A 22,704-nucleotide genomic window follows, 5' to 3' on the forward strand; every position below is an offset into this window, starting at 1 on the left:
TGCCTCAGTTCTCGTAGGCGTTGAGCGGCGGGCAGGAGCAGACGAGGTTACGGTCCCCGCGCGCACCGTCGATGCGACGCACCGGAGGCCAGTACTTGGCCTTGCGGTTCACTCCGGCGGGGTACACCGCCAATTCGCGGTCGTACGGCAGGTCCCAGGCACCGACCAGGGTTTCCGCGGTGTGCGGAGCGTTGCGCAGCGGGCTGTCGTCCGCGGCCCAGCGACCCTGGGCGACGGCGTCGATCTCCGCGCGGATGGCGATCATCGCGTCGCAGAAGCGGTCGATCTCGCCGAGGTCCTCGGATTCGGTCGGCTCGACCATCAGCGTGCCCGCGACCGGGAACGACATGGTCGGCGCGTGGAAGCCGTAGTCGATCAAGCGCTTCGCGACGTCGTCGACGCTGACCCCGGTCTCCTTGGTGAGCCCGCGCAGATCGAGGATGCACTCGTGCGCGACCAGGCCGTCCTGGCCGGTGTACAGCACCGGGTAGTGCTGGTTGAGGCGTTTGGCCACGTAGTTCGCGGCGAGCACGGCGACCTGCGTGGCGGCGGTGAGCCCGCCCCCGCCCATCATGCGGACGTAGGCCCAGGAGATCGGCAGGATCGACGCCGAACCGTACGGGGCGGCGCTGATCGGGCCGACGCCGGTTTCGGGGCCCGCCTTCTCCAGCATCGGGTGGTTCGGCAGGTACGGCGCGAGGTGCGCGCGGACCGCGACCGGGCCGACGCCGGGGCCGCCGCCACCGTGCGGGATGCAGAAGGTCTTGTGCAGGTTCAGGTGCGAGACGTCGCCGCCGAACTCACCCGGCTTGGCGAGACCGAGCAGGGCGTTGAGGTTCGCGCCGTCGACGTAGACCTGGCCGCCCGCGTCGTGGACGATCTTGGCCAGCTCGTCGATGCCGTGCTCGTAAACGCCGTGCGTGGACGGGTACGTGACCATGATCGCCGACAGCGTGTCGCGGTTGGCCTCGACCTTGGCGCGCAGGTCTTCGAGGTCGACGTTGCCCTCGGCGGTGCACTTGACCACGACGACGCGCATGCCCGCCATGACCGCGGAAGCGGCGTTCGTGCCGTGCGCGGACGACGGGATCAGGCAGACCTCGCGTTCGGCCTGACCGTTGGCGTGATGGTACGCGCGGATGGCGAGCAGGCCGGCGAGCTCGCCCTGGCTGCCCGCGTTCGGCTGCAACGACACCTCGTCGTAGCCGGTGACCTCGGCCAGCCAGCCGGACAGCTGCTCGACCAGCACGTGGTAACCCTCGGCCTGGTCCGCGGGCGCGAAGGGGTGGATCCCCGCGAATTCGCGCCAGCTGATCGGCTCCATCTCGGTGGTGGCGTTGAGCTTCATCGTGCAGGAGCCGAGCGGGATCATGCCGCGGTCGAGCGCGTAGTCGAGGTCGGACAGGCCGCGCAGGTACCGCAGCATCGCGGTCTCGGAGCGGTGCGAGTGGAAGACCTCGTGCGTGAGGTACTCGCTTTCGCGCCGCAGACCGGCGGGCAGCGCTTGGGCGCTTTCGGCCTGGTTCTCGGTGTTTTCGATGCCGAAGGCGGTGAGCACCTTGGCGATGATCGCGGGCGTGGTGACCTCGTCCACGGCGATGCGGACGTGGTCGGCGTCGACCGGGCCGAGGTTGATCCCGTGCTCGCGCGCGACCGCGACGACCGCTTCGGCCTGTCCGGGCATGCGGGCGAGGACGGTGTCGAAGAAGCCCTCGTGGACGACCTCGACGCCGGCCGCGCGAAGGGCTTCCGCCAGGCTCGCGGCGAGTCCGTGGACGCGGGCCGCGATGCGCTTGAGGCCGTCCGGACCGTGGTAGACCGCGTACATCGCGGCGAGCACGGCGGGCAGCACCTGCGCGGTGCAGATGTTGGAGGTCGCCTTCTCGCGGCGGATGTGCTGCTCGCGGGTCTGGAGGGCGAGGCGGTACGCGGGGTTGCCGTCGGCGTCGACCGACACCCCGACCAGGCGGCCCGGCAGCGAACGCTCGAGCCCGGCGCGGACGGCCAGGTATCCGGCGTGCGGCCCGCCGTAGCCGAGCGGGACGCCGAAGCGCTGGGTGGACCCGGCGGCGATGTCGGCGCCGAACTCACCCGGCGCGGTGATCAGGGTGAGGGCGAGCAGGTCGGCGGCGACGGTGTACAGCGCGCCCGCGGCCTTCGCGGTCTCGGAGATGGCGGAGTAGAAGCCCGCGCCGCGCAGCACGCCGGAAGCGCCCGGGTACTGGACGACGACGCCGAAGAACTCGTCCGGCAGGCCGGTGAGCAGGTCACGGACCTCGACCTCGACGCCCATGGCCTCGGCGCGGGTGCGGACGACGGCGATGGTCTGCGGCAGGCATTCGGCGTCGAGGACGACCTTGTTCGACTTCGCCTTCGACGCGCGGCGCATCAGCATGACGGCCTCGGCGACCGCGGTGGACTCGTCGAGCAGGGAGGCGTTCGCGGTGGCGAGACCGGCCAGCTCGGAGACCAGGGTCTGGAAGTTGAGGAGGGCTTCGAGCCGGCCCTGCGAGATCTCCGGCTGGTACGGCGTGTACGCCGTGTACCAGGCCGGGTTCTCCAGCACGTTGCGGCGGATGACCGCCGGGGTGACCGTGTCGTGGAAGCCGAGGCCGATCATCTGCGTCATCGGCTTGTTGAGCGCGGCGAGCGCGCGGAGTTCGGCGATGGCGTCCTCTTCGGACGCGGCGGGGGGAAGTTCGAGGTCACGGGTGACCCGGATCGCGGACGGCACGGCGGCCTGCACCAGGGCGTCGAGGCTGCCGTAGCCGACCTCGGCGAGCATCTTGGCCTGCTCGGACTCCGAGGGGCCGATGTGCCGGTCGTCGAAGGACGTACTGGTCAAGGGAGCTCCTTGGGTCAGGCGCCGGATAGACCGGTGCGCCGGGAACTCCCCCTCTGTCATGGCACCTGAGAGTTTCACCGCACGTACTGCGGCTTTCACCTTGGGTGAGGCGCACTTGCGCGCCTGCTTTCCAGAGTGGCCTCGCGGAAGCGGTAGTGAGTACCTGAGAGATTCCGGGGAGTTTGCTCCTTCGGTGCCCCACCACGTTCGTGAGGGCTCTCCCGCTCCAGCTCGACGGCCCTGTCTGTAGTTGTGCGCACACCGTACCTGGCGTGTTCGGCGCGCGTCTACTTCCGCCCGACCACGTCACTCGGGACACGCGTGCCCGGAGCCGTGACTCCCGTGATCAGCGGCGGAACTCGTGAGTTACGCCTCCAAGCACGCGAATCACGGGCCCGATCACGCGAGTTACGCGTTCACGGCGGGTGATCGTGTCGCAGAGCTCGGCACACCGCGTCATCATGTCGGCCGCGTCGGCGCCCATGCGGAACCTGCCCGCGCGGGCCGGTGGCTCGCCATCCCTGCCACCGGCCGAGTACCGGCGGGCGCGCCGGCCGGCCCCGAGTACGCGGCGCAAGTAGGTGACTAATTGCGCCGCAGGGGGTCAAAGCGGAGTGACGTAGGCGCCCGAAATCCCACCGTCCACCAGGAACTGCGAAGCGGTGATGAACGAGGCGTCGTCGCTCGCCAGGAACGCGACGGCCGCCGCGATCTCCTCCGGCTCGGCGAACCGCCCGACCGGCACGTGCACCAGCCGCCGCGCGGCCCGTTCGGGATCCTTCGCGAACAGTTCCTTCAGCAGCGGCGTGTTCACCGGACCCGGGCACAGCGCGTTGACCCGGATGTTCTCCCGCGCGAACTGCACGCCCAGTTCCCGGCTCATCGCCAGCACCCCGCCCTTGGACGCGGTGTAGGAGATCTGCGACGTCGCCGCGCCCATCACCGCGACGAACGACGCCGTGTTGACGATCGAGCCCTTGCCCTGCCGTCGCATATGCGGCAGCGCCGCCTTGCAGCACAGGTACACCGAGGTCAGGTTGACCTTCTGCACCTTCTCCCACGCGTCGATGCCCGTGGTCAGGATCGAGTCGTCCTCGGGCGGGGAGATGCCGGCGTTGTTGAACGCGACGTCGACCGAGCCGTAGGTGTCCACAGTGGTCTGGAACAGGGCCTCGACCTGCTCGGCGTCGGTGACGTCGGCCGGGACGAACAGGCCACCGACCTCGTCGGCCGCGGCTTTGCCCGCCTCGGCGGAGATGTCGCCGATGACGACCTTCGCGCCCTCGCTCGCCAGCCGCCGCGCGGTGGCGAGGCCGATGCCGCTGCTGCCGCCGGTGATGACCGCGACGCGGCCTTCGAAACGCTGGACCATTGTTCCTCCGTGCCGATGGTCTTGATACGAAAAGTGACCAGCTCGCTCTGTGCTGATGGTCTTATACGAAAGTGGCCCGCTCACTCCGTGCTGATGAAGACATTCTTGGTCTCGGTGAAGGCATCGACGGCGTCCGGGCCGAGTTCACGGCCCAGCCCGGACTGCTTGAACCCGCCGAAAGGCGTCCAATACCGGACGGACGAATGCGAGTTGACCGACAGGTTCCCCGCCTCGACGCCGCGCGCGACGCGGAAGGCGCGGCCGACGTCGCGGGTCCAGATCGAGCCGGACAGGCCGTACTCGGTGTGGTTGGCCATGGTCACCGCGTCCGCCTCCCCGTCGAACGGGACCACCGCGACGACCGGGCCGAAGATCTCGTCCGAGGCCAGCGGATGCCGCAGGTCCGGCGGGGTGACGACGGTCGGCGCGAACCAGTATCCGGGGCCGACGGGCGCGGTGCCCCGGAAGGCGACCGGCGCCGTGTCGTCCACATAGGACGAGACCTTCGCGTGGTGCGCCGCCGAGATCAACGGCCCCATCTCGGTCACTTCCAGCCGCGGATCCCCCACGACGACGCCGTTCACCGCGGGTTCCAGCAGCTCCATGAACTTCTCGTACACCCTCGACTGCACCAGGATCAGCGACCGCGCGCAGCAGTCCTGCCCGGCGTTGTCGAAGACGCCGTACGGCGCGGTGGCCGCCGCCTTCTCCAGGTCGGCGTCGGCGAAGACGATGTTCGCGTTCTTGCCGCCGAGTTCCAGGGTCACCCGTTTCACCTGCGCGGCGCACCCGGCCATGATCTGCTTGCCGACCTCGGTGGAGCCGGTGAACACCACCTTCCGCACCGCCGGGTGGGCCACGAATCGCTGCCCGACCACGGATCCCTTGCCGGGAAGCACCTGGAAGACGTCTTCGGGGATCCCCGCCTTACGGGCGAGTTCGCCGAGGCGGATCGCGGTCAGCGGAGTGAGCTCGGCGGGTTTGAGCACGACGGTGTTCCCGGCGGCGAGCGCGGGCGCGAACCCCCAGCCCGCGATGGGCATCGGGAAGTTCCACGGCACGATCACCCCGACCACGCCGAGCGGCTCGTGGAACGTCATGTTCACCCCGCCGGGGACCGGGATCTGCGTGCCGCTCAGCCGTTCGGGCGACGCGGAGTAGTACGTCAGCACGTCTCGGACGTTGCCCGCTTCCCAGCGCGCGTTGCCGATCGTGTGGCCGGCGTTGGCCACTTCCAGCGCGGCGAGGTTCTCGATGTCGGCGTCGACGGCGTCGGCGAAGCGGCGCAGCAGCCGCGCCCGGTCGCCGGGGGCCACCGCGCGCCAGGCGGGGAACGCCGCGTGCGCGCGGGCGATCGCCGCGTCGGTCTCCTCGGCCGAGGTCGGCTCGACCGACCGCACCACCTCTTCGGTGGCGGGGTTGATCACCTCGAACATCGTCGTCATGCGTGCTCCTTGGCTGCTTTCACCAGCGCCTCGAAAAGCCTGAGGTCGTCCGGATTCTGTTCGGGATGCCACTGGACGCCGAGTACGAACCCCTCGCCCGGCAGTTCGGCCGCCTCGATGGTCCCGTCCGCCGCCCAGCCGACCGCGACCAGCCCGTCGCCGAGCCTGTCGATCGCCTGATGGTGGTAGCACGGCACCTTGGTCTCGGTGCCGAGGATCGCCGCGACCCGGCTGCCCTCGGCAAGGGTCACCGTCGTGGTGCCGAACGTCCCCGGCGCGGGCTGGTGATCCGCACTGCGCAACGTGTCCGGCAGGTGCTGGGCGAGCGTGCCGCCCAGCGCGACGCTGAGCACCTGCAGGCCGCGGCACACGCCCAGCACCGGTTTCCCGCTGTCCAAAGCGGACCGCAGCAGACCGAACTCGAACGCGTCCCGGTTCGGCCTCGTGTACGTCGTCGCGTGCTGGTCGTGGCCGTAGCGGGCCGGGTCGACGTCGGCGCCGCCTGCCAGCACGAGACCGTCCACGGCGGACAGCAGCCGATCGTGTGCGCCGCTCACCGGCGGCAGCAGGACCGGGATCCCGCCCGCCGCGACGATCCCGTCGACGTAGACCCGGTGCAGCAGCGCGGCTTCGGTCTCCCAGACGAGGAACTTCGCGGGCTCCAGATAGGCGGTGAGCCCGATCAGGGGCTCAGAGCCGTTCGAAGCCACGGATCCTCTCCCAATCGGTGACGGCGGCGTCGAACGCGGTCAGTTCGACCTTCGCCGCGTTGAGGTAATGATCGACGACCTCGTCCCCGAACGCGGTCCTGGCGAGCTCACTCTCGTCCAGCAGCGCCGCGGCCTCCCGCAGGGTCGTCGGCACGGTCGGTTTGCCGGAACCGTAGGCGTTGCCGTGGAACTCGGGTTCCAGCTCCAGTTCGTTCTCGACTCCGTGCAATCCGGCGGCGATCAGCGCGGCCACCGCGAGGTACGGGTTCACGTCGCCGCCGGGGACCCGGTTCTCGGCGCGCAGCGAGTCCCCGTGCCCGACGACGCGGAGCGCGCACGTGCGGTTGTCGGTGCCCCACGCGACGGCCGTGGGTGCGAAGCTGCCGGGAACGAAACGCTTGTAGGAGTTGATGTTCGGGGCGAGGAAGTAGGTCAGCTCACGCAACCCGGCCAGCTGCCCGGCGAGGAAGTGCTGCATCAGCGGCGAGAATCCGCCGGGGCCGTCACCCGCCAGGACGGGCTTTCCCTCGGCGGAACGCAGGCTGAGGTGGATGTGGCAGGAGTTGCCCTCGCGTTCGTTGTACTTCGCCATGAACGTGAGGCTTTTGCCCTCCTGGGCGGCGATCTCCTTGGCCCCGGTCTTGTAGACGCTGTGGTTGTCGCAGGTGGTCAGCGCGTCGGCGTAGCGGAACGCGATCTCGTGCTGACCGGGATTGCACTCGCCTTTGGCCGACTCGACGTACAGTCCCGCTCCGCCCATGTCGTTCCGGATGCGGCGCAGCAGCGGCTCGATCCGCGAGGTACCGAGCATCGAGTAGTCGACGTTGTACTGGTTGGCCGGGCGAAGATCCTGATACCGCTTGTCCCAGGCCGACTCGAAGGTGTCGTCGAAGACGATGAACTCCAGTTCGGTCCCGACGTACGCGGTGAGGCCACGCGCGGCGAGCCGGTCGAGCTGACCGCGCAGGATCTGACGCGGCGACGGGGCCACGGCGCCGCCCTGCACCCGTTCGAGGTCGGCCAGGACGAGCGCGGTGCCCTCCTGCCACGGAAGCAGGCGAAGCGTGCCGAAGTCCGGGCGCATGACGAAGTCGCCGTAGCCGGTCTCCCACGACGACATCGTGTAGCCGTCGACGGTGTTCATGTCGACGTCGACGGCGAGGAGGTAGTTGCACGCTTCGGTGGCGTGCTCGACGACCTCGTCGAGGAAGTACTCGGCGGCGCAGCGCTTGCCCTGCAGCCTGCCCTGCATGTCGGTGATCGCCACGAGCACCGTGTCCACGGTGCCGTCCTCGACCAGTTCCCGGAGCCGATCCAGCGTGAGCATGCCGCGCCTGTTCGCCATCAGCCTCACCTAAAGGTTCGAAGCGGTACCTTTACGGCTTCTTCCTACCGGGTGACCCCGACCCGGTCAACTCAACCAATGGTCTGCTTCGTTATCCATTGCGGACTGTAGTTGATCCCTGGGCGGATTGTCTGCGATGCCCGGCTGAGAAGATGCTGTGAATCCCGCCGGACGGGAGGAGATCCGCACACCCGGAACGTTGTACGGATCAAGAGAGGTGAGAAGGAATGACACAGGCATTCACGCAGCAGACCACGTTCACCGAGCCCCAGGGGCGGGCTCAGCTCCCGACGCTGCCCAACGGGTGGCCGATCGGCTCGTACGAGTCGTACTCCGAAGCGCAGCGTGCCGTCGACCACCTCGCGGGAACGGACTTCCCGATCACGGACGTCACCATCGTCGGTGTCGAACCGATCCTGGTCGAGCGGATCGCCGGGCGGATGGGCTGGAGCAAGGTGCTGACCAGCTCGGCGCTGTCGGGCGCGATGTTCGGGATGTTCCTCGGCCTCGTGCTGAGCCTGCTGAACCCGGGCGCCGGACTGGTGCCGATCCTCGTCGGCCTCGTCGGCGGTATCGGGTTCAACCTGCTGTTCGGCGCGCTGGGGTACGCGGCTTCGAAGAACAAGCGCGGGTTCATCTCGCAGAGCCAGCTGGTCGCCCGGCGTTACGACGTCCTGGCCCAGCCGCGCAACGCCGAGAAGGGCCGCGCCCTGCTGGCGGACCTGGCCGCCAGGAGCGCGTTCACCCACTGAGCCCCCCGCGAGCCGGCACCTCCGCACGAGGTGCCGGCTCGCGGCTTCACGGGGTCAAGCGGTGGAGGTCACGGGGGAACAACGTCGCCTGGCGGACGTTGGGCAGCCCGAGCAACCGGGCCGTCCAGCGTTCGAGACCGAGCGCGAACCCGCCGTGTGGTGGCATCCCATGGGCGAAGACGGACAGGTAGTCCCGGTACGGCACGATGGACTCTCCGCGCGCCGCCAGCGTGGTGGTGTAGTCGGCGTGCCGATGCAGCCGCTGGCCGCCGGTCACCAGTTCCAGTCCGCGGAAAAGCAGGTCGAAACTGTGGGAGTATTCGGGCCGCGCCGGGTCCGGATGCGTGTAGAACGGCCGCTTCACCATCGGATAGCCGGTGACGAACAGGAATTCCGATCCGTGTTCGCGCAGTGCCCAGTCCGAAAGCAGCCGCTCGTGCGGGGGCGCGAGGTCCGGCTCGCCACGTGGGTCTTCACCGGACAGCCGTGCGAGCAGTTCCTGCGCCTCCGTGAAGTGGATCTCCGGAATTCCCCGGGCACCACGACCCCGGCCTCCGGGACGGCGGCCGCCATCCCCGCGATCGCCTCCCGCAGCACCTTCATGACTTCGTGGTGGCCTTCGATGAAGCCGAGTTCGGCGTCGAGGCTGGTGTACTGCGCGAGATGCCGCGCGGTGTCGTGCGATTCGGCGCGGAATACCGGGCCGACCTCGTACACCCGCTCGAAAACCCCGACCAGTGCCTGTTTGTAGAACTGCGGCGACTGCGCCAGGAAGGCCCGCTCGCCGAAGTAGTCGATGCCGAAGACGTTCGCTCCGGATTCCGTGGCCGATGAGACGATCTTGGGCGTATGGATTTCGGTGAACCCGAGCCCGTCCAGTGCCGAACGAAACCCGGCGACGCTCGCCGCCGCAACCGTGAACACCTTCTTCAGCCGCGGGTGCCGCAGCGCGACGGCGGCGTTGTCCAGCACCGTGGGCAACGCGGCCGTAACCGACGGCCGATAGAGGTCGAAGGGGGGTGGTTCGGCGGGCTCGGAAAGCAACCTGACCGACGGCTCGGTCACTTCCACACCGTCCGGCGCTTGAGAATTGGCGATAACGAGGCCTTCGACCTCGACCACGGTCTCCTCCGGGTGGCCACCGGGTTCGGCGAGCACGACTTGGCCGAGCCCGGAGCGGTCCCGGATCACCAGGAAGGTGACGGATTTCAAGCGGCGCCGGCGGTGCACCCAGCCGGCGATGCGGACACGGTCGCCGACGTGCCGGGGCAGATCGGCGACGAGGACACGCGAGATCATCACAACTCCTGTACGGATATGCGCGACCCCTTGGGAGTGCGGGCGAGAAGGGAACTCGCGGTACCACCGCACTTTCGCCGCCACCCTGGACGAGCGGCGGCCTCGAAGGCCCGATGACGAGGGCCGGACGGCGGGGCATGGGGCGCGGACGCCGTTCCTCCCCGCACTCGGGAGGGTCTTCGCCGGAGGGCGCGAAGCCGCCTTCGCAGCTACCGGCGGCTCTCTGGGTCTCGCGTGGTTCCTCGGCTACTCGTCTCCGTCAACGCGTTGCCCCGGAGGTTACGTCCCCCGAGGCGACCCGCGCATCCGCATTTCGTCAGCTGGATACGGTGGTTCGTGACCCCGACCACCGCATCCAGCTGACGAAATGCCGAGAAATAGGGTGGAGGCGCCCCCGACAGCCGCCTCCACCCGGACCGCCTAGCGCGTCGGCTGGGCGGAGTTCGACGGCGGCGCCACCGAGGTGGACGACGACGGGGCGGCCTGAGAAGTCGGCGCCGGCGCGCCCTTCGGGATCGCCGCGCTGAACGGGACGTCGGCCTTCTCCTGGCAGTAGGAGCGATATCCGTTGTAGCCGTCGCGGTGTCCGTCGTCGTCCTGGACGCCCCGCTCGATCTGCGGACGCGGGTAGCGGTTGTCGTCGCCGATCTTCCGCCTTTCGCCCGTGCTCTTCTCGCAGGCGTACCGGGTCGTGCTGAGCGGACGACCGTCCTCGTCGTAAAGATAGATTTCGGTCAGCGGCTTGCCTTCGCTGTCGAACGCGTAGACGTTCTCCACTTCCTGGCTGCCGTACCTCAACTGCGGGTTGCCGTAGTTGTCGTTGGAGTTCGGCGGGTAGCCGCCGGTGTAGGAACCGTTGCCGTAGGACCCTCTCGCGAGCAGGTCGACCGCCGCACCCGCACCGCCGAGCATGCTGCCGATGACGAACGCCGAAATCGGCACGGCCAGCCACAGCAGCCGACGGTCGGCCTTCAGCCTCGGCCCGGCCCACACCACGGCGACGGCCGCCAGCAGCATCAGCGGCAGCAGCAAGACGGCCTCGGTGTCGCGGAGCACGAGCAGCAGGCCGAACACGACCAGCACCGCCGCGCACAGCACCCACCACGCCGGCTTCAGCGTGCGGAAGTAGTTCAGCCCCTTGCTGTTCCCGTCTTTCCGGAACGAGCCCGCCATCTCGCGGAACTTGACCACCTCGGGCAGTTCCACGATCGGGGCGACGCCCTTGCGGACGACGTAGGCGACGCTGATCGCGAGCACGGGGGTGACGAAAAGCAGGCCCAGCAACGGTTCCACCCGGACCAGCACCGCGGCCGCGAAGCCGAACAACGCGAAGCCGCCGACAGAGAACACCAGGCCCCAGAACGCGAACCGGGATCCCCCGATCCCGGTCTTCGCCTTCAGCACGGCGGTCTGGTCACCCGCGTCGGCCGGACGCGGTGGGTACCCACCTGAAGCCCGCAGCTCGGCGGCATAGCTCTCGGGGCTGCCCAGCCGCTCGATCAGCGCGTCGACCTTGGGGTTCTCCCCCAGTTCCGCCTCCATCTCGGCGAGATGGGGCCGGACGTCTTCGAGGATCTCCTCGACTTCACTCTCGGGAAGGTCGGCGAGCGCGCTCCTGACCCTCGCCAGATACACCCGCACGGCGGTCGGATTCTGCGTGCTCATGCTGCCTCTCCCAACAGGCTGTTCATTGTCGTGGCGAAAGTCCGCCAGGTCTGCCCCGACTCTTCGAGACGTCGACGACCCGGTTCGTTGAGGCTGTAGTACTTGCGGTGCGGGCCCTCTTCACTCGGCACCACGTACGACGTCAGCAGGCCTGCCTTGTACAGCCGCCGAAGCGTTCCGTACACCGAGGCGTCACCGACTTCCTGCAACCCCGCGACGCGAAGTCTTCGGAGCACGTCGTAGCCGTAGCCGTCCTCTCCGCGAAGTACCGCGAGAACGGCGAGGTCCAGCACGCCTTTGAGTAGCTGACTGATCTCCACAGTCGCGTCCCTCCCAGTCTTACGCATCAGAAGGTACCACGCATTGCACAGTAGTGCGCACGGCGGAACTTACTTGCGTCAAAACGTGGTTCATGGGTTACTTAGTCCAGTAATAAACCACCGCACCCGGCACGGGTGCACGAAGACTGGGAACGGAGGTGTCGTGCTCGACGAAGGAACACCCCTGTTCGTGCAGATCGCCGAACAGATCGCCGACGACATCGCCGAGGGAAGCCTGGCCGAGGGGGAACGCGTGCCGTCAACCAACGAACTCGCCGCCTTCTACCGGATCAATCCGGCGACGGCGGCCAAGGGGATCAACGTGCTCGCCGATGAAGGACTGCTCGAAAAACGGCGGGGTATCGGCATGTTCGTCGCCGGCGGCGCGCGGCAGAAGCTGCTCACCGACCGGCGGCGACGATTCGCCGAGCAGTACCTCGACCCGATGCTCGTCGAAGCGCGACGCCTCGGCATCGACGACGAAACCCTGATCTCGCTCATCCGCGGGAACGGACACCGGAACGGAGGACCCGCCGCATGACGCCGACCATTTCGACCACCGGCCTGACCCGGCGCTACGGCGACCACCTCGCGCTCGGCGATGTCTCGGTCGACATCCGAGAAGGCAAGATCACCGGCCTGCTGGGCCGCAACGGCGCGGGCAAGAGCACCTTCCTGCGCATCGTCACCGCGCAGGAGTTCGCCAGCACGGGCTCCGTCCGCGTGTTCGGCGAGAACCCGGTGGAGAACGAGCGCGTGCTCCAGCGCCTGGTGTTCGTCCGCGAGGACCAGCAATTCCCGGACTTCAAGGTTCGGCACGCCCTTTCGGCGGCGTCGTGGTTCTACCCGAACTGGGACGCCGAACTGGCCGACACGCTGCTCCGCGACTTCGACCTGCCGACGAAACGCCCGATCAAGAAGCTCTCACGAGGGATGCGCTCGGCGCTGTCGATCACGATCGGGCTGGCGGCACGGGCGGAACTCACGCTGCTCGACGAGCCGTACGCGGGCCTCGACGCCGTCGCGCGCCAACTGTTCTACGACCGGCTGCTCGACGACTATTCGGCCCATCCGCGCACGGTCTTGCTCTCCACGCACCTGATCGACGAGGTCGCGGATCTGCTGGAGCACGTCGTGATGATCGACAAGGGCCGCGTCGTGCTCGACGCGCCCGCCGACGAACTGCGCGGCTCGGCCGCCACGGTCAGCGGGCCCGCCACGGCGGTGGAATCCTTCGTCGCCGGCCGCCACGTACTGCACCGCCGCAAGATCGGTTCGCGGGCTTCGGTCACCGTCGCCGACGCCTTCGACGCCGCCGCGAAGGCGCGGGCACAGGCCCTGCACCTCAAGCTCGAACCGCTTTCCTTGCAGCAGTTGATGGTGCACACCTCCAACACCGGACACCCGACAGCGGAGGAGGCGTCCGCATGAACACCCTGGTCAAAGTCGCGCGCTACCACTTGGTGGACCGGCTGCAGTTCGTGGTCCTCCCGGTCGGCGTCACGTTGTTCGCGTTCCTGGTGAACCTCACCATCTTCGCGGTGCTTCCCGAGACGCCCGAGGAGAACTACTCCGGCGGCCTGCTCACGTTGTACGTGTTCATGCTCGTCTGCGGCGCCTTGAGCATGACGAAATCGCTGCCGTTCGGGCTCGCGCTGGGTGTGTCGAGGCGGTCGTACTACCTGGGCACGATCCTGCTGGTGGCCGGGCTGGCCGGGCTGTACGCGGTGGGGATCGTCGTGTTCCAGGCGATCGAGGAAGCCACCGGCGGCTGGGGAGTCGGCCTCAACTACTTCCGGGTGCCCTGGCTGCTCAACGGTCCCTGGTATCTGACCCTGCTCACGTCGTTCGTCCTGCTGACGCTGATGTTCGTCTACGGCATGTGGTACGGCCTGATCTACCGGCGTGCCGCGGTGGTGGGGGTCGTCCTGTTCGCCGCCGCGCAGGTACTGGTGCTGGTGGGCGGGGTGCTCCTGCTCAGCTGGACCGATTCCTGGCCGAAACTCGGCACGTTCTTCAGCACGCTGACCGTCGGCGGCGTGACCGGGGTGCTCGCCCTGCTGGTCGGTGTCGCCGGGGCGGGCGGATTCGCCACGATGCGCCGCGTCACCGTCTGAAATCCCTGCACCCGAGGAATTCGTGATGGCCGTGCCTCACGGGGTGTTGTCGGTGCTGCTCGCCGCGATCTTCGCCGTACTGGGGGTGGTGAAGGTCCTGCGTCAGCCGTCGTTGATCGCCCGGACCGAGGGGCTCGGCTTCCCGGTCCGGGCGATCCAGGGGATCGGCGCCCTCGAGATCGCCGGGGCGGCGGGCCTGGTGGCCGGCTTCTTCTGGGCGCCGCTCGGAATCGCCGCGGCGATCGGTCTGGTGGCGTTGCTGATCGGGGCGGCGGTCGCCCATGTGCGGGCGGGTGACGGGAGCAGGGACGTCACCCCGCCGGTCCGGCTCGCGCTGGTCTCGGCGGCCGCCGTCACCGCGCTCGGTGCGGCTTAAGCCGCGAGCGTTTCCCGGGCTCGATCGCGAACGCGTCCGACCACGGTGGACCGCCGCCAGGCGCGCGTGACTTCCACCAGCCACGCCGCTTCGGTGGCGATGTCCGGTTCGTCGAGGTAGGTCGCCGGTACCTCGTCGTCGGGGGCGTACCGGCGGCCCGCCGCGGAGGCGACGAGGGCGGCGGCCAAGGCCGCGGCTTCGACCGTGGCGGGAACGCGCGATTCGGGGATCTTCGCCTTGCGTGCTTCGGCTTCCGCGACCGGCGGGACGTCCGGATCGAAGTAGGGACGCAAGGCGAGATGGCCGTCCCGGATCTCGATGACCCTGCGGTACAAGGCGAATTCGACGCCGCCGGGCATACCGGGGCCCGGGTCCAGCGCGATTTCCGGGACGGCTTCACGCAAGGCGGTCCACAACGGCTCGATCCGGCGGTACGTCCGGTACGTGCCGATCAGGCGGAAGGGGGTGGCCAGCGCGGGCCCCCACACGCTGAGCGTCGCACCCGCCCCGGCGAGCCCGACGCTCAGCGCCGCCAGGATCGACGAAACGGTTTCCTCCCCGGCGTTGACCTCGCCGGTGGTGGCGAGGATGTAGATGTCGTCGACGTCCCAGAACGTCCAGCCCAGCGCGGCGACCCCGCCACCGACGAGCAACCACAGCCCGGTGCGAAGCGGGCCCGGATCGGCATGGCGCGCGAAGCGGGCGAAGACGATCGAGAAGGTCAGCAGGCTGATCAGACCGTAGACGAGGAAAAGGACGTTGTACGCGACGAACCAGCCGAGCCCGCCCGGCCCGGCGGCGGTGTGCTCGCCGACGCGGTGACTGTCGGAGAGGACGAAGAGCGCGATCTCGGCGGCCACGACGGTCCAGGACACCAGCGCGTGCCAGCCGATCCGTTCGCCCTCCCCCACTTTCAGCGAATGGGCGAACGCGACCGCGAAGGCCATCGCACCGATCTTGAGCAGGTCGGCGGCGAGATTCAGCAGGCTGCCGACGGGTTCTTCGACGCCGACGGCGTTCTCCATGGCCGGGGTGAGCAGCATGATGCCGCCCGCGATGCACATCCCGAACCCGCTGAGGAACCACATCCGCCGCAGCGGCTGGGTGTGCCGGGCCTGGATGAGCTTGTACCCGAAGCCCGCGAAAGCCACCACGCAGCAGAAGTACGCGATGGTCTCGGTCACGGACGGCGCCGTTTCCGGCTGCCGAAGAGGTTGTCGACCCTGGCCATCCCGCCCGCGAGATCACTCCCGCTCTCGTCGAGACGCGCCGAGGCGCGCACCGTCGCCCGTGCGACGCGTTGCGCGAGCAGACTGGCGAGCAATTCGGCCTCCTGTTCTTCGACGGCGCTGTACCCCGTACGGCCGAGGACGCGGCGGACGAGTTCGGGTGACAGGTTCGGCATGAGGGCCTTGCCGGCGGCGGCGTCGAGCGCGATCCCGTCGGTGCCCGCGTCCGAACCGGTGTGGCCGCACAGCAGATGGCCGACCTCGTGCAGGAGGATGTGCCGCCGGTGCAGGGCGGTGGTGTTGGTCGGGTAGAGGATGTAGTCCGCGCGCTCGGTGCTCATCAGCAGCCCGCACGGGCCACTGGAGGGAACGCTGACCCGCATCAACTCGATCGGACGGCCGCGCTCGGCGGCCAATGCCGCGGTGAAGGCCTCGGCGTCGAAGGGTTCCGGAAGAGCGACGCCGTCGGCGAGACCCCGGCAGCGGCGCCACAGCTCTTTACGGCGGCGGTCCACTCACGTCTCCTTCTTCGTGCCGCCCCGTCCGGATTCCCTGCGGGCGATCGCGTCGATCATGTCGCTGATGGTGTCGAGTCCGTCGGCGGAAAGTGTTACGGCCCGCAGCGCGACATCGCGGACACCGGCGTCGCGGAGGGCGCCGAGGAGCGCGAGTTCCTCGGCGATCTTGGCACTCCGCTCGTCGTCGAAGAAGTACGCCGGCGAGACGCCGAAGAACTGGGCGAGCGCCTCGAGGTGGCGTTTCGTGGGATTGTCGCGGCGGCCGGTGCGCAGCTGCCACAGATACGTCGTCGAGAAGCTCTCGCCGGTGGCTTCACGGCAGGCCTTGGCGACCTCTTCATGGCTGTACGGCTCACGATCGGGTCTCAGCACGATCTGGAACAGCTTGTCGATCTTCTCGGCGAGCGTCGTCTTGCCGGGCTCGGTCGCGGCCACCATCCCACTCCCTCAGTGTCGTGCCCGTTCATGCTAGTTGACGCGCCACCTGCGCCGTACACGACAGTTTTCACCTCAAGCGCGGACGCGGCTGGCACCGGGGGCACGAAAAGGACGAGCGGTTCATGAAGGGATCGCGCCGGATCGCGGTTCCGCACCGGCCACAGGGCAGGCCTTCTTGCCCATAGGCGTCGAGCGACCGGTCGAAATACCCGGATTCTCCGTTGATGTTGACGTACAGGGCGTCGAACGACGTCCCGCCCGCGACGAGCGCGGCGTCCATGACCTCGCCGGCGGCGCCGAGCACCGTCCGGCCCTGTACCGCGGTGAGCTTTTCGGTGGGCCGGGCCCAGTGGAGCCTGGCTCGCCAGAGGGCTTCGTCGGCGTAGATGTTGCCGATACCGGAGACGAGGGTCTGGTCGAGCAGGGCGCGTTTGAGCTCGGTCCGCCTCGACCGCAGCGCGCGGACGGCCTGCTCGAGGTCGAAGCGCGGGTCCATCGGGTCGCGGGCGATATGCGCGATGGTGGACGGCAACGCCGTCCCGTCGACCTCGGTGAGTTCCGCGAGCGCGAGGCCGCCGAAGGTCCGCTGGTCGACGAAGCGCAGCTCGGGCCCGTTGTCGGAGAAGCGGAAGCGCACGCGAAGGTGCTTCTCGTCAGGTGCCTCGTCGGGCTGGACCAGCATCTGGCCGCTCATGCCGAGATGCGCGAGCATGGCCTGCCCGTCGGAGAGCTCCAGCCACAGGTACTTGCCGCGACGGCGGGCGGCGGTGATCTTGGTGCCGGAAAGGCGTCCGGTGAAATCCTCGGCGCCGAGTTCGTGACGGCGGATCGCGCGGGCGTGGAGAACGTCGACCTCGGTGATCGTCCGGCCGGAGACGTGGGCCTCCAGTCCGGCGCGGACCACCTCGACCTCGGGGAGTTCGGGCATGAGGTCGATTCTCCCACCGGCCCTCGTGAGTGGTAATGGCGGTGGGAACCGGTATTACCACTCACGAGGGAGTGCGGGACTCAGGTCGTCTTCGGCGGCTGTTCGACGTCGAGTTCGGCCGAAAGCTGTCGCCAGGCCGTCTCGGCAGCCTTCTGCTCGGCTTCCTTCTTGGTCGTTCCCGAGCCATAGCCGAGTTCACGGCCGCCGACGAGGACGGTCGCGGTGAACTCCTTGCGGTGATCGGGACCGGTGTCCTCGACCTTGTATTCGGGCACGCCGAGCCCGGCCGACGCGGTCAGCTCCTGGAGACTGGTCTTCCAGTCCAGTCCGGCGCCACGCAGCGGCGCTTCGGCGAGCAGGCCGTCGAACAGGTGGTGCACGAGCTTGCGCGCGAGGTCGATGCCGTGCTGCTGGTACGCGGCACCGATGACGGCTTCGAGTCCGTCGGCGAGGATGCTCGCCTTGTCCCGGCCGCCGGTGAGCTCTTCGCCCTTGCCCAGCAACAGATGCCTGCCCAGCCCGCCTTCGCCGAGGCCGCGCGCGACCCTGGCCAGCGCGTGCATGTTGACCACGCTGGCACGGAGCTTCGCGAGCTGACCTTCGGCCAGGTCGGGATGGGTGTTGTAGAGGTGGTCGGTGACGACCAGACCCAGCACCGCGTCCCCGAGGAACTCCAGGCGCTCGTTCGGCGGCAACCCACCGTTCTCATAGGCATAAGAACGGTGGGTCAGCGACAACGTCAGCAGCTCGGGTTCGATCGTGATCCCGAGCGCTTCGAGCAGTGGTGCGGGATCCGCGGGTGGTCCACCGGCCGACTTGCCCCCCATGTCGTCAGCTGCCGATCAGGCGGGCTCGACGACCTGGCGACCGTTGTGCTGGCCGCAGGCCGGGCACGCGATGTGCTGGAGCTTCGGCTGCTTGCAGGCGCGGTTGGAGCAGGGCACCAGCTGAACCGGAGCCGCCTTCCACTGGCTGCGGCGCGCGCGGGTGTTGGATCGCGACATCTTCCGCTTCGGGACGGCCACGAGTAGATCTCCTTCAGACGGTCTGCCCGCGGTCGCGAGCGAACTTGCTTCTCCGGAACGAGCTGGTGCTCGTCAGGCTTGCTTTCCGGGGCCATCAGCCTGGTCATCGGCCGTTTCGTCGCCGAAACGCCTCACCAGCGTGGCCCACCGAGGGTCTATCTTCTCATGCCCGTGCCCGGGCTCGAGATCGGCCCACTTGACACCGCATTCGGTGCACAGTCCCCGGCAGTCCTCGGTGCACAGCGGGGCCAGCGGCAGTGCCAGCACCACCGCGTCCCGGACCGTCGGCTCGAGGTCGATCCGGTCGTCCACCAGGCGGGGGATCTCGTCCTCCTCGGTGGTCTCCTCGGTCGCGGAGCCGGGGTAGGCGAAGAGCTCGGTCAGGTCGACCTCGACGTCCTCCGTGATCGGGTCGAGGCACCGCGAGCAGTGCCCCGTCGCGACGGCGGACGCCGTTCCGCTGACGAGCACCCCCTCGACGACGGATTCGAGCATCAGGTCGAGTTCCAGGCCGGAGCCGGCGTCGATGGTGATGACGTCGGGCACCCCGAGCGCGGTCTCGACGGGAATGGTGCGTTGGACGGCCTTGCTCAGGCCCGCGTGACGGCCGAGTTCGCGGGTGTCGAGCACCCACGGGTTCCGGCCGTCCAGTTGCGCAGGCCTGGCCTGCGGCGACTTGTTCTCAGACATCGGTCACCAGGGTACGCAGTGCCCGCCACCTGCTTTCGGGCGGCCGGAAGCCGCGCGTCCGCGAAAGGGGAAGTACAGGAAAGGCCCCCTTCCTTGCGTCTAGCGCGGCGAAGGGGGCCTTTCCTGTACCTGAGGTGCCCAGGCGATCAGGACTGGTAGTCGTACAGCGACGTCCGGCTGTTGCCCGGCAGGTGGACCGGGGACCGCAGGTGGTTGCGCCCGGAGTCGACCGTCCGCAGCGTGGTCGCCAGCAGTTCGGAGAACTCGGCCAGCTTGCCGTCGACGTAGGCGTCGCAATCGCTGCGCTGCTTGTCCGCCTCGATGTGCGCTTCGTCGACGATGCGGGCCGCCTCGCCGTGCGCGGCCTGGACGACCTCGGTCTGGGCGACGAGCCGGGCCTGTTCGGCGCGGCCGTCCTCGATGGCGCGCTCGTAGGCGTCGCGGCCCGCTTGGATCATCCGCTCCGACTCCGCGCGGGAGCGGTCGGTGAGGTTCTGGAACTCGGCCTGTCCGGCGGCGACCATGCGCTCGGCCTCACCGTGCGCGTCGCTCATCATCTGCTCGGCGCGGGCGCGGGCGTCGGCGAGGATGCGCTCGGCCTCGGCCTGCGCGTCGGCGACCGTGCGGTCGGCCTCGGTGTTCGCCGTGGTGATCGTCTCCGCCGCTTCGGTACGGGCGGTCTGGATCAGCTGATCCCGCTTGTCGAGGACGTCCTGCGCGTCGTCCACTTCGCCCGGAAGGGCGTCGCGGATGTCGTCGAGCAGCTCGAGGGCCTCCCCGCGCGGTACGACGCAACTGGAGGTCATCGGCACGCCGCGGGCTTCCTCCACGATGGTGACGAGCTCGTCGAGCGCCTCGAAAACCCGGTACACGGCCACTCCCTACCTACAGCGATCCCCACTATTCCCTGTGCTCAGTTTGCCCTCATGACCGCCGTTAGGGGTGAAAGCGCGCGGTACCGGGCGTGTCCCGCCCGGTACCGCCCGCCATGATCACTTCGGGACGAACGCCGGATCCAGGATCAGCGCCAGCAGCTGCTGGTCGGTCAGGGACGGGCGATCGCGGTCGGCGTCGTCCAGCGTGCCGAGGTCGAAGACGCTGACCGAGCCGCCACCGGGCCGGAAGGCGATCGCGTTGCGGGTGACGGGATTTCTGACCGAGAAGCCTTGGCCGACGATGATGTCGCCTTCCGTCCCGTCCGCCGGCTTCGGCGCGGTTTCGGAGATCACGACGAAGTTCCCGTCCGGCTGGGGAAGTTCCACGCACCGCGTCGGCTTACGGTCCGACCCGATACCGTCGGGCCTCTTCCCCGGGTCGCACCGGTCTTCGCGCGGATATCCGTCCTTGGTGCTCGCCGGACCGCTGATCGTGAGGTTGACGCCTCGCGGCCTCCCTTCCTCGTCGGTGTACCTGATCGCCGAGGTCTTCAGGTCCTCGTACCCCTCGAAGTTCCCCACTTCGATGTCCTTCGCGCCGACGATCACCTTCGGCACCACGTCCTTCAGGTGCTGGAGATCGTCCTTCGGCACGGGCGGGGCCTGCTGCGACGACGCGGCGGGCGCGAGCCGCTCAGGGCCGCCTCCCGGTGCCACGAAGACCACAGCCGCCGCGATCACCGCCAGCGTCGCGACCCCGGTCAACGCCACCGCCCGCCGGTTCCGCACCTTCTTCGCCGCCGTCCCGGCGACCTCGTCCGGATCGAAGCCGAGCGGGGGCTCGGCCAGTTCGATCCCGCGCAACCTGTCTTCGAGTTCGTCCATCACGCGCTCCTCCCGGAGACAGCCTCGTCGTGCTGTCTCTGCAGGGCCGCGCGGAGGACGTCGAGTCCCCGCGCGGCCTGGCTCCTGACCGTTCCTTCCGAACAGCGCAGCGCGACGGCGACCTCCGCGACCGGGAGATCGGCGCAGTAGCGCAGCACGACGGCGGCGCGCTGTTTCGGTGGAACCTCGGAGAGGGCGCGAAGCAACGAATCCGAGATGCCGGCATCAGCCGGGACTGAAGGCTCTTCGGGGACGACGCCGTCGCGGTTCTCTCTGCTCCGCCACGGTCGTCGCCGCTCATCGAGCCAGCAGCGCAACAGGATCTGCCTCGTGTAGTTGTCTACGGGCCCTTTCCGGCTGACCTTCGGCCAGACCCGGTACAGGCGGATGAGCGCGGTTTGGACCAGATCCTCCGCGAGATGCCAGTCGCCGCAGAGCAGGTACGCCGTCCGTCTGAGCGGCAGCGCCTTGCCTCTGGCGAACTCCCTGAAGCTCGCATCGTCCCCAGACCGCATCGTGCCTCCTCTTCCGTGTTCCGGTGTATCTCACGGACGAGGAGGCACGTGGCGTTGCATGGCGGGATCAAGCGCCGGGATTCACCAGCTTGAAGGTCGCGTAGCGATCGGGCGTGTAGACGATCTCGCCGCCCTTGCCCGAGATCACGCGGTCGCTCGTGCCCACCGGGAACAGCTGGTAGTAACCGGCGGCGCACGAGGGCAGCACGCCTTCGCGGTTCTCGTAGACCGTGCCGGTCGCGCCGCCGCGAGCCTCGTCCACCACGGACTTCGCCGCCGAGGACAGCGTCGAGTAGCCGACCTTCGCCAGCTTCGAGGTGTCACCGCACTTCGGGGCGGGCGCGCCGTTGACGTCGATCACGGAGAAGGTCTTGTAGTGGTCGCCGGTGTAGAAGTACTCCCCGCCGGTCCCGGTGACGATGCGGCGCGTGCCGCGGTTCGACGAGCCGGGCGTCGGGACGGTGTACTCGTGGTAGTAGCCCGAAGCACACTTCGGGAGGATGTTCTCCCGGTTCGAGAAGACCGTTCCGTCGTTGTTCGGGTACGGGTACGGCCCACCCTTCTGGATGAGGTTGTAGGTCGTCGTCGCCTCGGCGGGCAGCGACGAGAGCGACACGTGCCTGAACCCGGTGAGATCCCCGCAAGGGTTCTGCGGGATCGAGACGGGGGCGGCCGTGGCCTGCGCGGCACTCAGCCCGCCGAAGAACGTGACAAGCAGAACGAGCAGCGCGGCGGCGATCCGCGATCGTTTGTCGGTCATTTTCGGACCGTAACTCGATCGTGTAGTCGCCAGAAGGCGCCGAGATGAACTCTTCACCGCCGTTCACCGTCGGCCGGCCAACGGCTTCGACCGTTCGGGTCAACCTCGTGCGGAGTGTTTCTCCATGAGGCGCTTGAACACTATCGGCGGGACGAGGTGTTCGATGTCGCCGCCGAGCGCGGAGACCTCTTTGACCAGCGAGCTCGACACGAACCCGTACGCCGGGTTGTTCGCCATCAGCAGGGTTTCGAGCCCGGTCAGCTCCCGGTTCATCTGGGCCATCTGTAGCTCGTAGTCGAAGTCGCTGACCGACCGCAGCCCCTTCGCGACCGCGATGATGTCGTTTTCGCGGCAGTAGTCGACCAGGAGGCCTTGCCAGGAATCCACGCGCACGTTCGGCAGCTTCGCGGTGATCTCGCGCAGCATGTCCATCCGCTCCTCGGTGGTGAACAAGCCTTTCTTGCTCTTGTTCACCCCCACGGCGACGACGACCTCGTCGAACAGCTTGGCCGCCCGCTCGATGATGTCGAAATGTCCATTGGTGGCCGGGTCGTAGGACCCGGGACAGACCGCACGCCGCATGGCGCGGACGCTA

Annotated in this window: 25 protein-coding genes, 1 pseudogene and 1 riboswitch; of the genes and pseudogenes, 5 read left to right on the forward strand and 21 right to left on the reverse strand. The window is 68.6% G+C overall.

The window, feature by feature from the left end; genetic code table 11:
- Nucleotides 1–4: 4 nt before the first annotated feature.
- From gcvP to P3102_RS27885, 5 genes are all read right to left on the reverse strand, one after another.
- Nucleotides 5–2,845, reverse strand: a complete 2,841-nt coding sequence (gene gcvP, locus P3102_RS27865) for an aminomethyl-transferring glycine dehydrogenase (protein WP_276363031.1) — start codon at nt 2,843–2,845, stop codon at nt 5–7.
- A gap of 43 nt (nt 2,846–2,888) precedes the next feature.
- Nucleotides 2,889–2,989: riboswitch (glycine riboswitch) on the reverse strand.
- A 460-nt stretch (nt 2,990–3,449) separates the two neighbouring features.
- A complete protein-coding gene (locus tag P3102_RS27870; RefSeq protein WP_276363032.1) occupies nt 3,450–4,217 on the reverse strand; it encodes a 3-oxoacyl-ACP reductase in 768 nt (255 codons plus the stop codon).
- 80 nt (nt 4,218–4,297) lie between these two features.
- Nucleotides 4,298–5,662, reverse strand: coding sequence for an aldehyde dehydrogenase family protein (locus tag P3102_RS27875; RefSeq protein ID WP_276363033.1), 1,365 nt, complete (start codon nt 5,660–5,662; stop codon nt 4,298–4,300).
- Nucleotides 5,659–6,372 (reverse strand): gamma-glutamyl-gamma-aminobutyrate hydrolase family protein, encoded by a 714-nt coding sequence (locus P3102_RS27880; RefSeq protein ID WP_276363034.1) that lies wholly within the window; start codon nt 6,370–6,372, stop codon nt 5,659–5,661. The genes P3102_RS27875 and P3102_RS27880 overlap by 4 nt, the downstream gene beginning before the upstream one ends.
- Entirely contained in the window at nt 6,353–7,717 is a 1,365-nt protein-coding gene (locus tag P3102_RS27885; RefSeq protein WP_276363035.1) for a glutamine synthetase family protein, read from the reverse strand. Before P3102_RS27885 ends, P3102_RS27880 begins: the two co-directional genes overlap by 20 nt.
- Nucleotides 7,718–7,944: 227 nt before the next feature.
- Between P3102_RS27885 and P3102_RS27890 the strand changes: the two genes are divergently transcribed.
- Entirely contained in the window at nt 7,945–8,469 is a 525-nt protein-coding gene (locus P3102_RS27890) for a general stress protein (protein ID WP_276363037.1), read from the forward strand.
- Between the two features lie 46 nt (nt 8,470–8,515).
- On the opposite strand, the gene P3102_RS27895 is transcribed toward P3102_RS27890, so the two are convergent.
- The 4 genes and pseudogenes from P3102_RS27895 to P3102_RS27910 form a co-directional block, all read right to left on the reverse strand.
- Nucleotides 8,516–9,166 (reverse strand): amino acid--tRNA ligase-related protein, encoded by a 651-nt coding sequence (locus P3102_RS27895; protein WP_276371375.1) that lies wholly within the window; start codon nt 9,164–9,166, stop codon nt 8,516–8,518.
- Nucleotides 9,088–9,768: pseudogene (locus P3102_RS27900) on the reverse strand (amino acid--tRNA ligase-related protein); the annotation flags it as partial. The pseudogene P3102_RS27900 and the gene P3102_RS27895, both read right to left, overlap by 79 nt.
- Before the next feature lie 420 nt (nt 9,769–10,188).
- The gene (locus P3102_RS27905; protein ID WP_276363038.1) at nt 10,189–11,433 is read right to left on the reverse strand and encodes a hypothetical protein; all 1,245 of its coding nucleotides are present in this window, start codon (nt 11,431–11,433) and stop codon (nt 10,189–10,191) included.
- Nucleotides 11,430–11,753: a PadR family transcriptional regulator gene (locus P3102_RS27910; RefSeq protein WP_007031407.1), complete on the reverse strand. Its 324-nt coding sequence runs from the start codon at nt 11,751–11,753 to the stop codon at nt 11,430–11,432. The genes P3102_RS27905 and P3102_RS27910 overlap by 4 nt, the downstream gene beginning before the upstream one ends.
- Nucleotides 11,754–11,916: 163 nt before the next feature.
- Here P3102_RS27910 and P3102_RS27915 point away from each other — a divergent pair, with 163 nt between their 5' ends.
- Genes P3102_RS27915 through P3102_RS27930 form a run of 4 tightly spaced genes read left to right on the forward strand, consistent with a single transcriptional unit; the run spans nt 11,917 to nt 14,246 of the window.
- Nucleotides 11,917–12,294: a GntR family transcriptional regulator gene (locus tag P3102_RS27915; RefSeq protein ID WP_276363040.1), complete on the forward strand. Its 378-nt coding sequence runs from the start codon at nt 11,917–11,919 to the stop codon at nt 12,292–12,294.
- Entirely contained in the window at nt 12,291–13,184 is an 894-nt protein-coding gene (locus tag P3102_RS27920; protein WP_276363041.1) for an ABC transporter ATP-binding protein, read from the forward strand. The genes P3102_RS27915 and P3102_RS27920 overlap by 4 nt, the downstream gene beginning before the upstream one ends.
- Nucleotides 13,181–13,870: an ABC transporter permease gene (locus tag P3102_RS27925; protein ID WP_276363042.1), complete on the forward strand. Its 690-nt coding sequence runs from the start codon at nt 13,181–13,183 to the stop codon at nt 13,868–13,870. Before P3102_RS27920 ends, P3102_RS27925 begins: the two co-directional genes overlap by 4 nt.
- 25 nt (nt 13,871–13,895) lie before the next feature.
- A complete protein-coding gene (locus P3102_RS27930) occupies nt 13,896–14,246 on the forward strand; it encodes a DoxX family protein (protein WP_276363044.1) in 351 nt (116 codons plus the stop codon).
- On the opposite strand, the gene P3102_RS27935 is transcribed toward P3102_RS27930, so the two are convergent.
- The 12 genes from P3102_RS27935 to coaD form a co-directional block, all read right to left on the reverse strand.
- The gene (locus P3102_RS27935) at nt 14,243–15,430 is read right to left on the reverse strand and encodes an MAB_1171c family putative transporter (protein ID WP_276363046.1); all 1,188 of its coding nucleotides are present in this window, start codon (nt 15,428–15,430) and stop codon (nt 14,243–14,245) included. The genes P3102_RS27930 and P3102_RS27935 overlap by 4 nt on opposite strands.
- Nucleotides 15,427–15,990, reverse strand: coding sequence for a hypothetical protein (locus P3102_RS27940; protein ID WP_276363047.1), 564 nt, complete (start codon nt 15,988–15,990; stop codon nt 15,427–15,429). Before P3102_RS27940 ends, P3102_RS27935 begins: the two co-directional genes overlap by 4 nt.
- Nucleotides 15,991–16,431 carry a helix-turn-helix domain-containing protein gene (locus P3102_RS27945; RefSeq protein ID WP_276363049.1) on the reverse strand — a complete coding sequence of 147 codons (441 nt, stop codon included), beginning with the start codon at nt 16,429–16,431 and terminating at the stop codon, nt 15,991–15,993.
- Between the two features lie 67 nt (nt 16,432–16,498).
- Nucleotides 16,499–17,359 (reverse strand): bifunctional DNA-formamidopyrimidine glycosylase/DNA-(apurinic or apyrimidinic site) lyase, encoded by an 861-nt coding sequence (gene mutM / locus P3102_RS27950; RefSeq protein ID WP_276363050.1) that lies wholly within the window; start codon nt 17,357–17,359, stop codon nt 16,499–16,501.
- 80 nt (nt 17,360–17,439) lie between these two features.
- Nucleotides 17,440–18,186, reverse strand: coding sequence for a ribonuclease III (gene rnc / locus P3102_RS27955; protein ID WP_276363052.1), 747 nt, complete (start codon nt 18,184–18,186; stop codon nt 17,440–17,442).
- Between the two features lie 15 nt (nt 18,187–18,201).
- Complete coding sequence (gene rpmF / locus P3102_RS27960; protein WP_005160412.1) at nt 18,202–18,384, reverse strand: 50S ribosomal protein L32; 183 nt, start codon at nt 18,382–18,384, stop codon at nt 18,202–18,204.
- Between the two features lie 72 nt (nt 18,385–18,456).
- Complete coding sequence (locus tag P3102_RS27965; RefSeq protein WP_276363064.1) at nt 18,457–19,074, reverse strand: YceD family protein; 618 nt, start codon at nt 19,072–19,074, stop codon at nt 18,457–18,459.
- A gap of 146 nt (nt 19,075–19,220) precedes the next feature.
- Nucleotides 19,221–19,946, reverse strand: a complete 726-nt coding sequence (locus P3102_RS27970) for a DivIVA domain-containing protein (protein ID WP_276363066.1) — start codon at nt 19,944–19,946, stop codon at nt 19,221–19,223.
- 120 nt (nt 19,947–20,066) lie between these two features.
- Nucleotides 20,067–20,834, reverse strand: coding sequence for a hypothetical protein (locus P3102_RS27975; protein ID WP_276363067.1), 768 nt, complete (start codon nt 20,832–20,834; stop codon nt 20,067–20,069).
- Entirely contained in the window at nt 20,834–21,349 is a 516-nt protein-coding gene (locus P3102_RS27980) for a SigE family RNA polymerase sigma factor (RefSeq protein WP_276363069.1), read from the reverse strand. The genes P3102_RS27975 and P3102_RS27980 overlap by 1 nt, the downstream gene beginning before the upstream one ends.
- A gap of 67 nt (nt 21,350–21,416) precedes the next feature.
- Nucleotides 21,417–22,109 (reverse strand): ribonuclease domain-containing protein, encoded by a 693-nt coding sequence (locus P3102_RS27985; RefSeq protein WP_276363070.1) that lies wholly within the window; start codon nt 22,107–22,109, stop codon nt 21,417–21,419.
- A gap of 99 nt (nt 22,110–22,208) precedes the next feature.
- Nucleotides 22,209–22,691 carry a pantetheine-phosphate adenylyltransferase gene (coaD, locus tag P3102_RS27990; RefSeq protein WP_276363072.1) on the reverse strand — a complete coding sequence of 161 codons (483 nt, stop codon included), beginning with the start codon at nt 22,689–22,691 and terminating at the stop codon, nt 22,209–22,211.
- Nucleotides 22,692–22,704 lie beyond the last annotated feature (13 nt).

Source organism: Amycolatopsis sp. QT-25 (assembly GCF_029369745.1).
Classification (GTDB): domain Bacteria; phylum Actinomycetota; class Actinomycetes; order Mycobacteriales; family Pseudonocardiaceae; genus Amycolatopsis.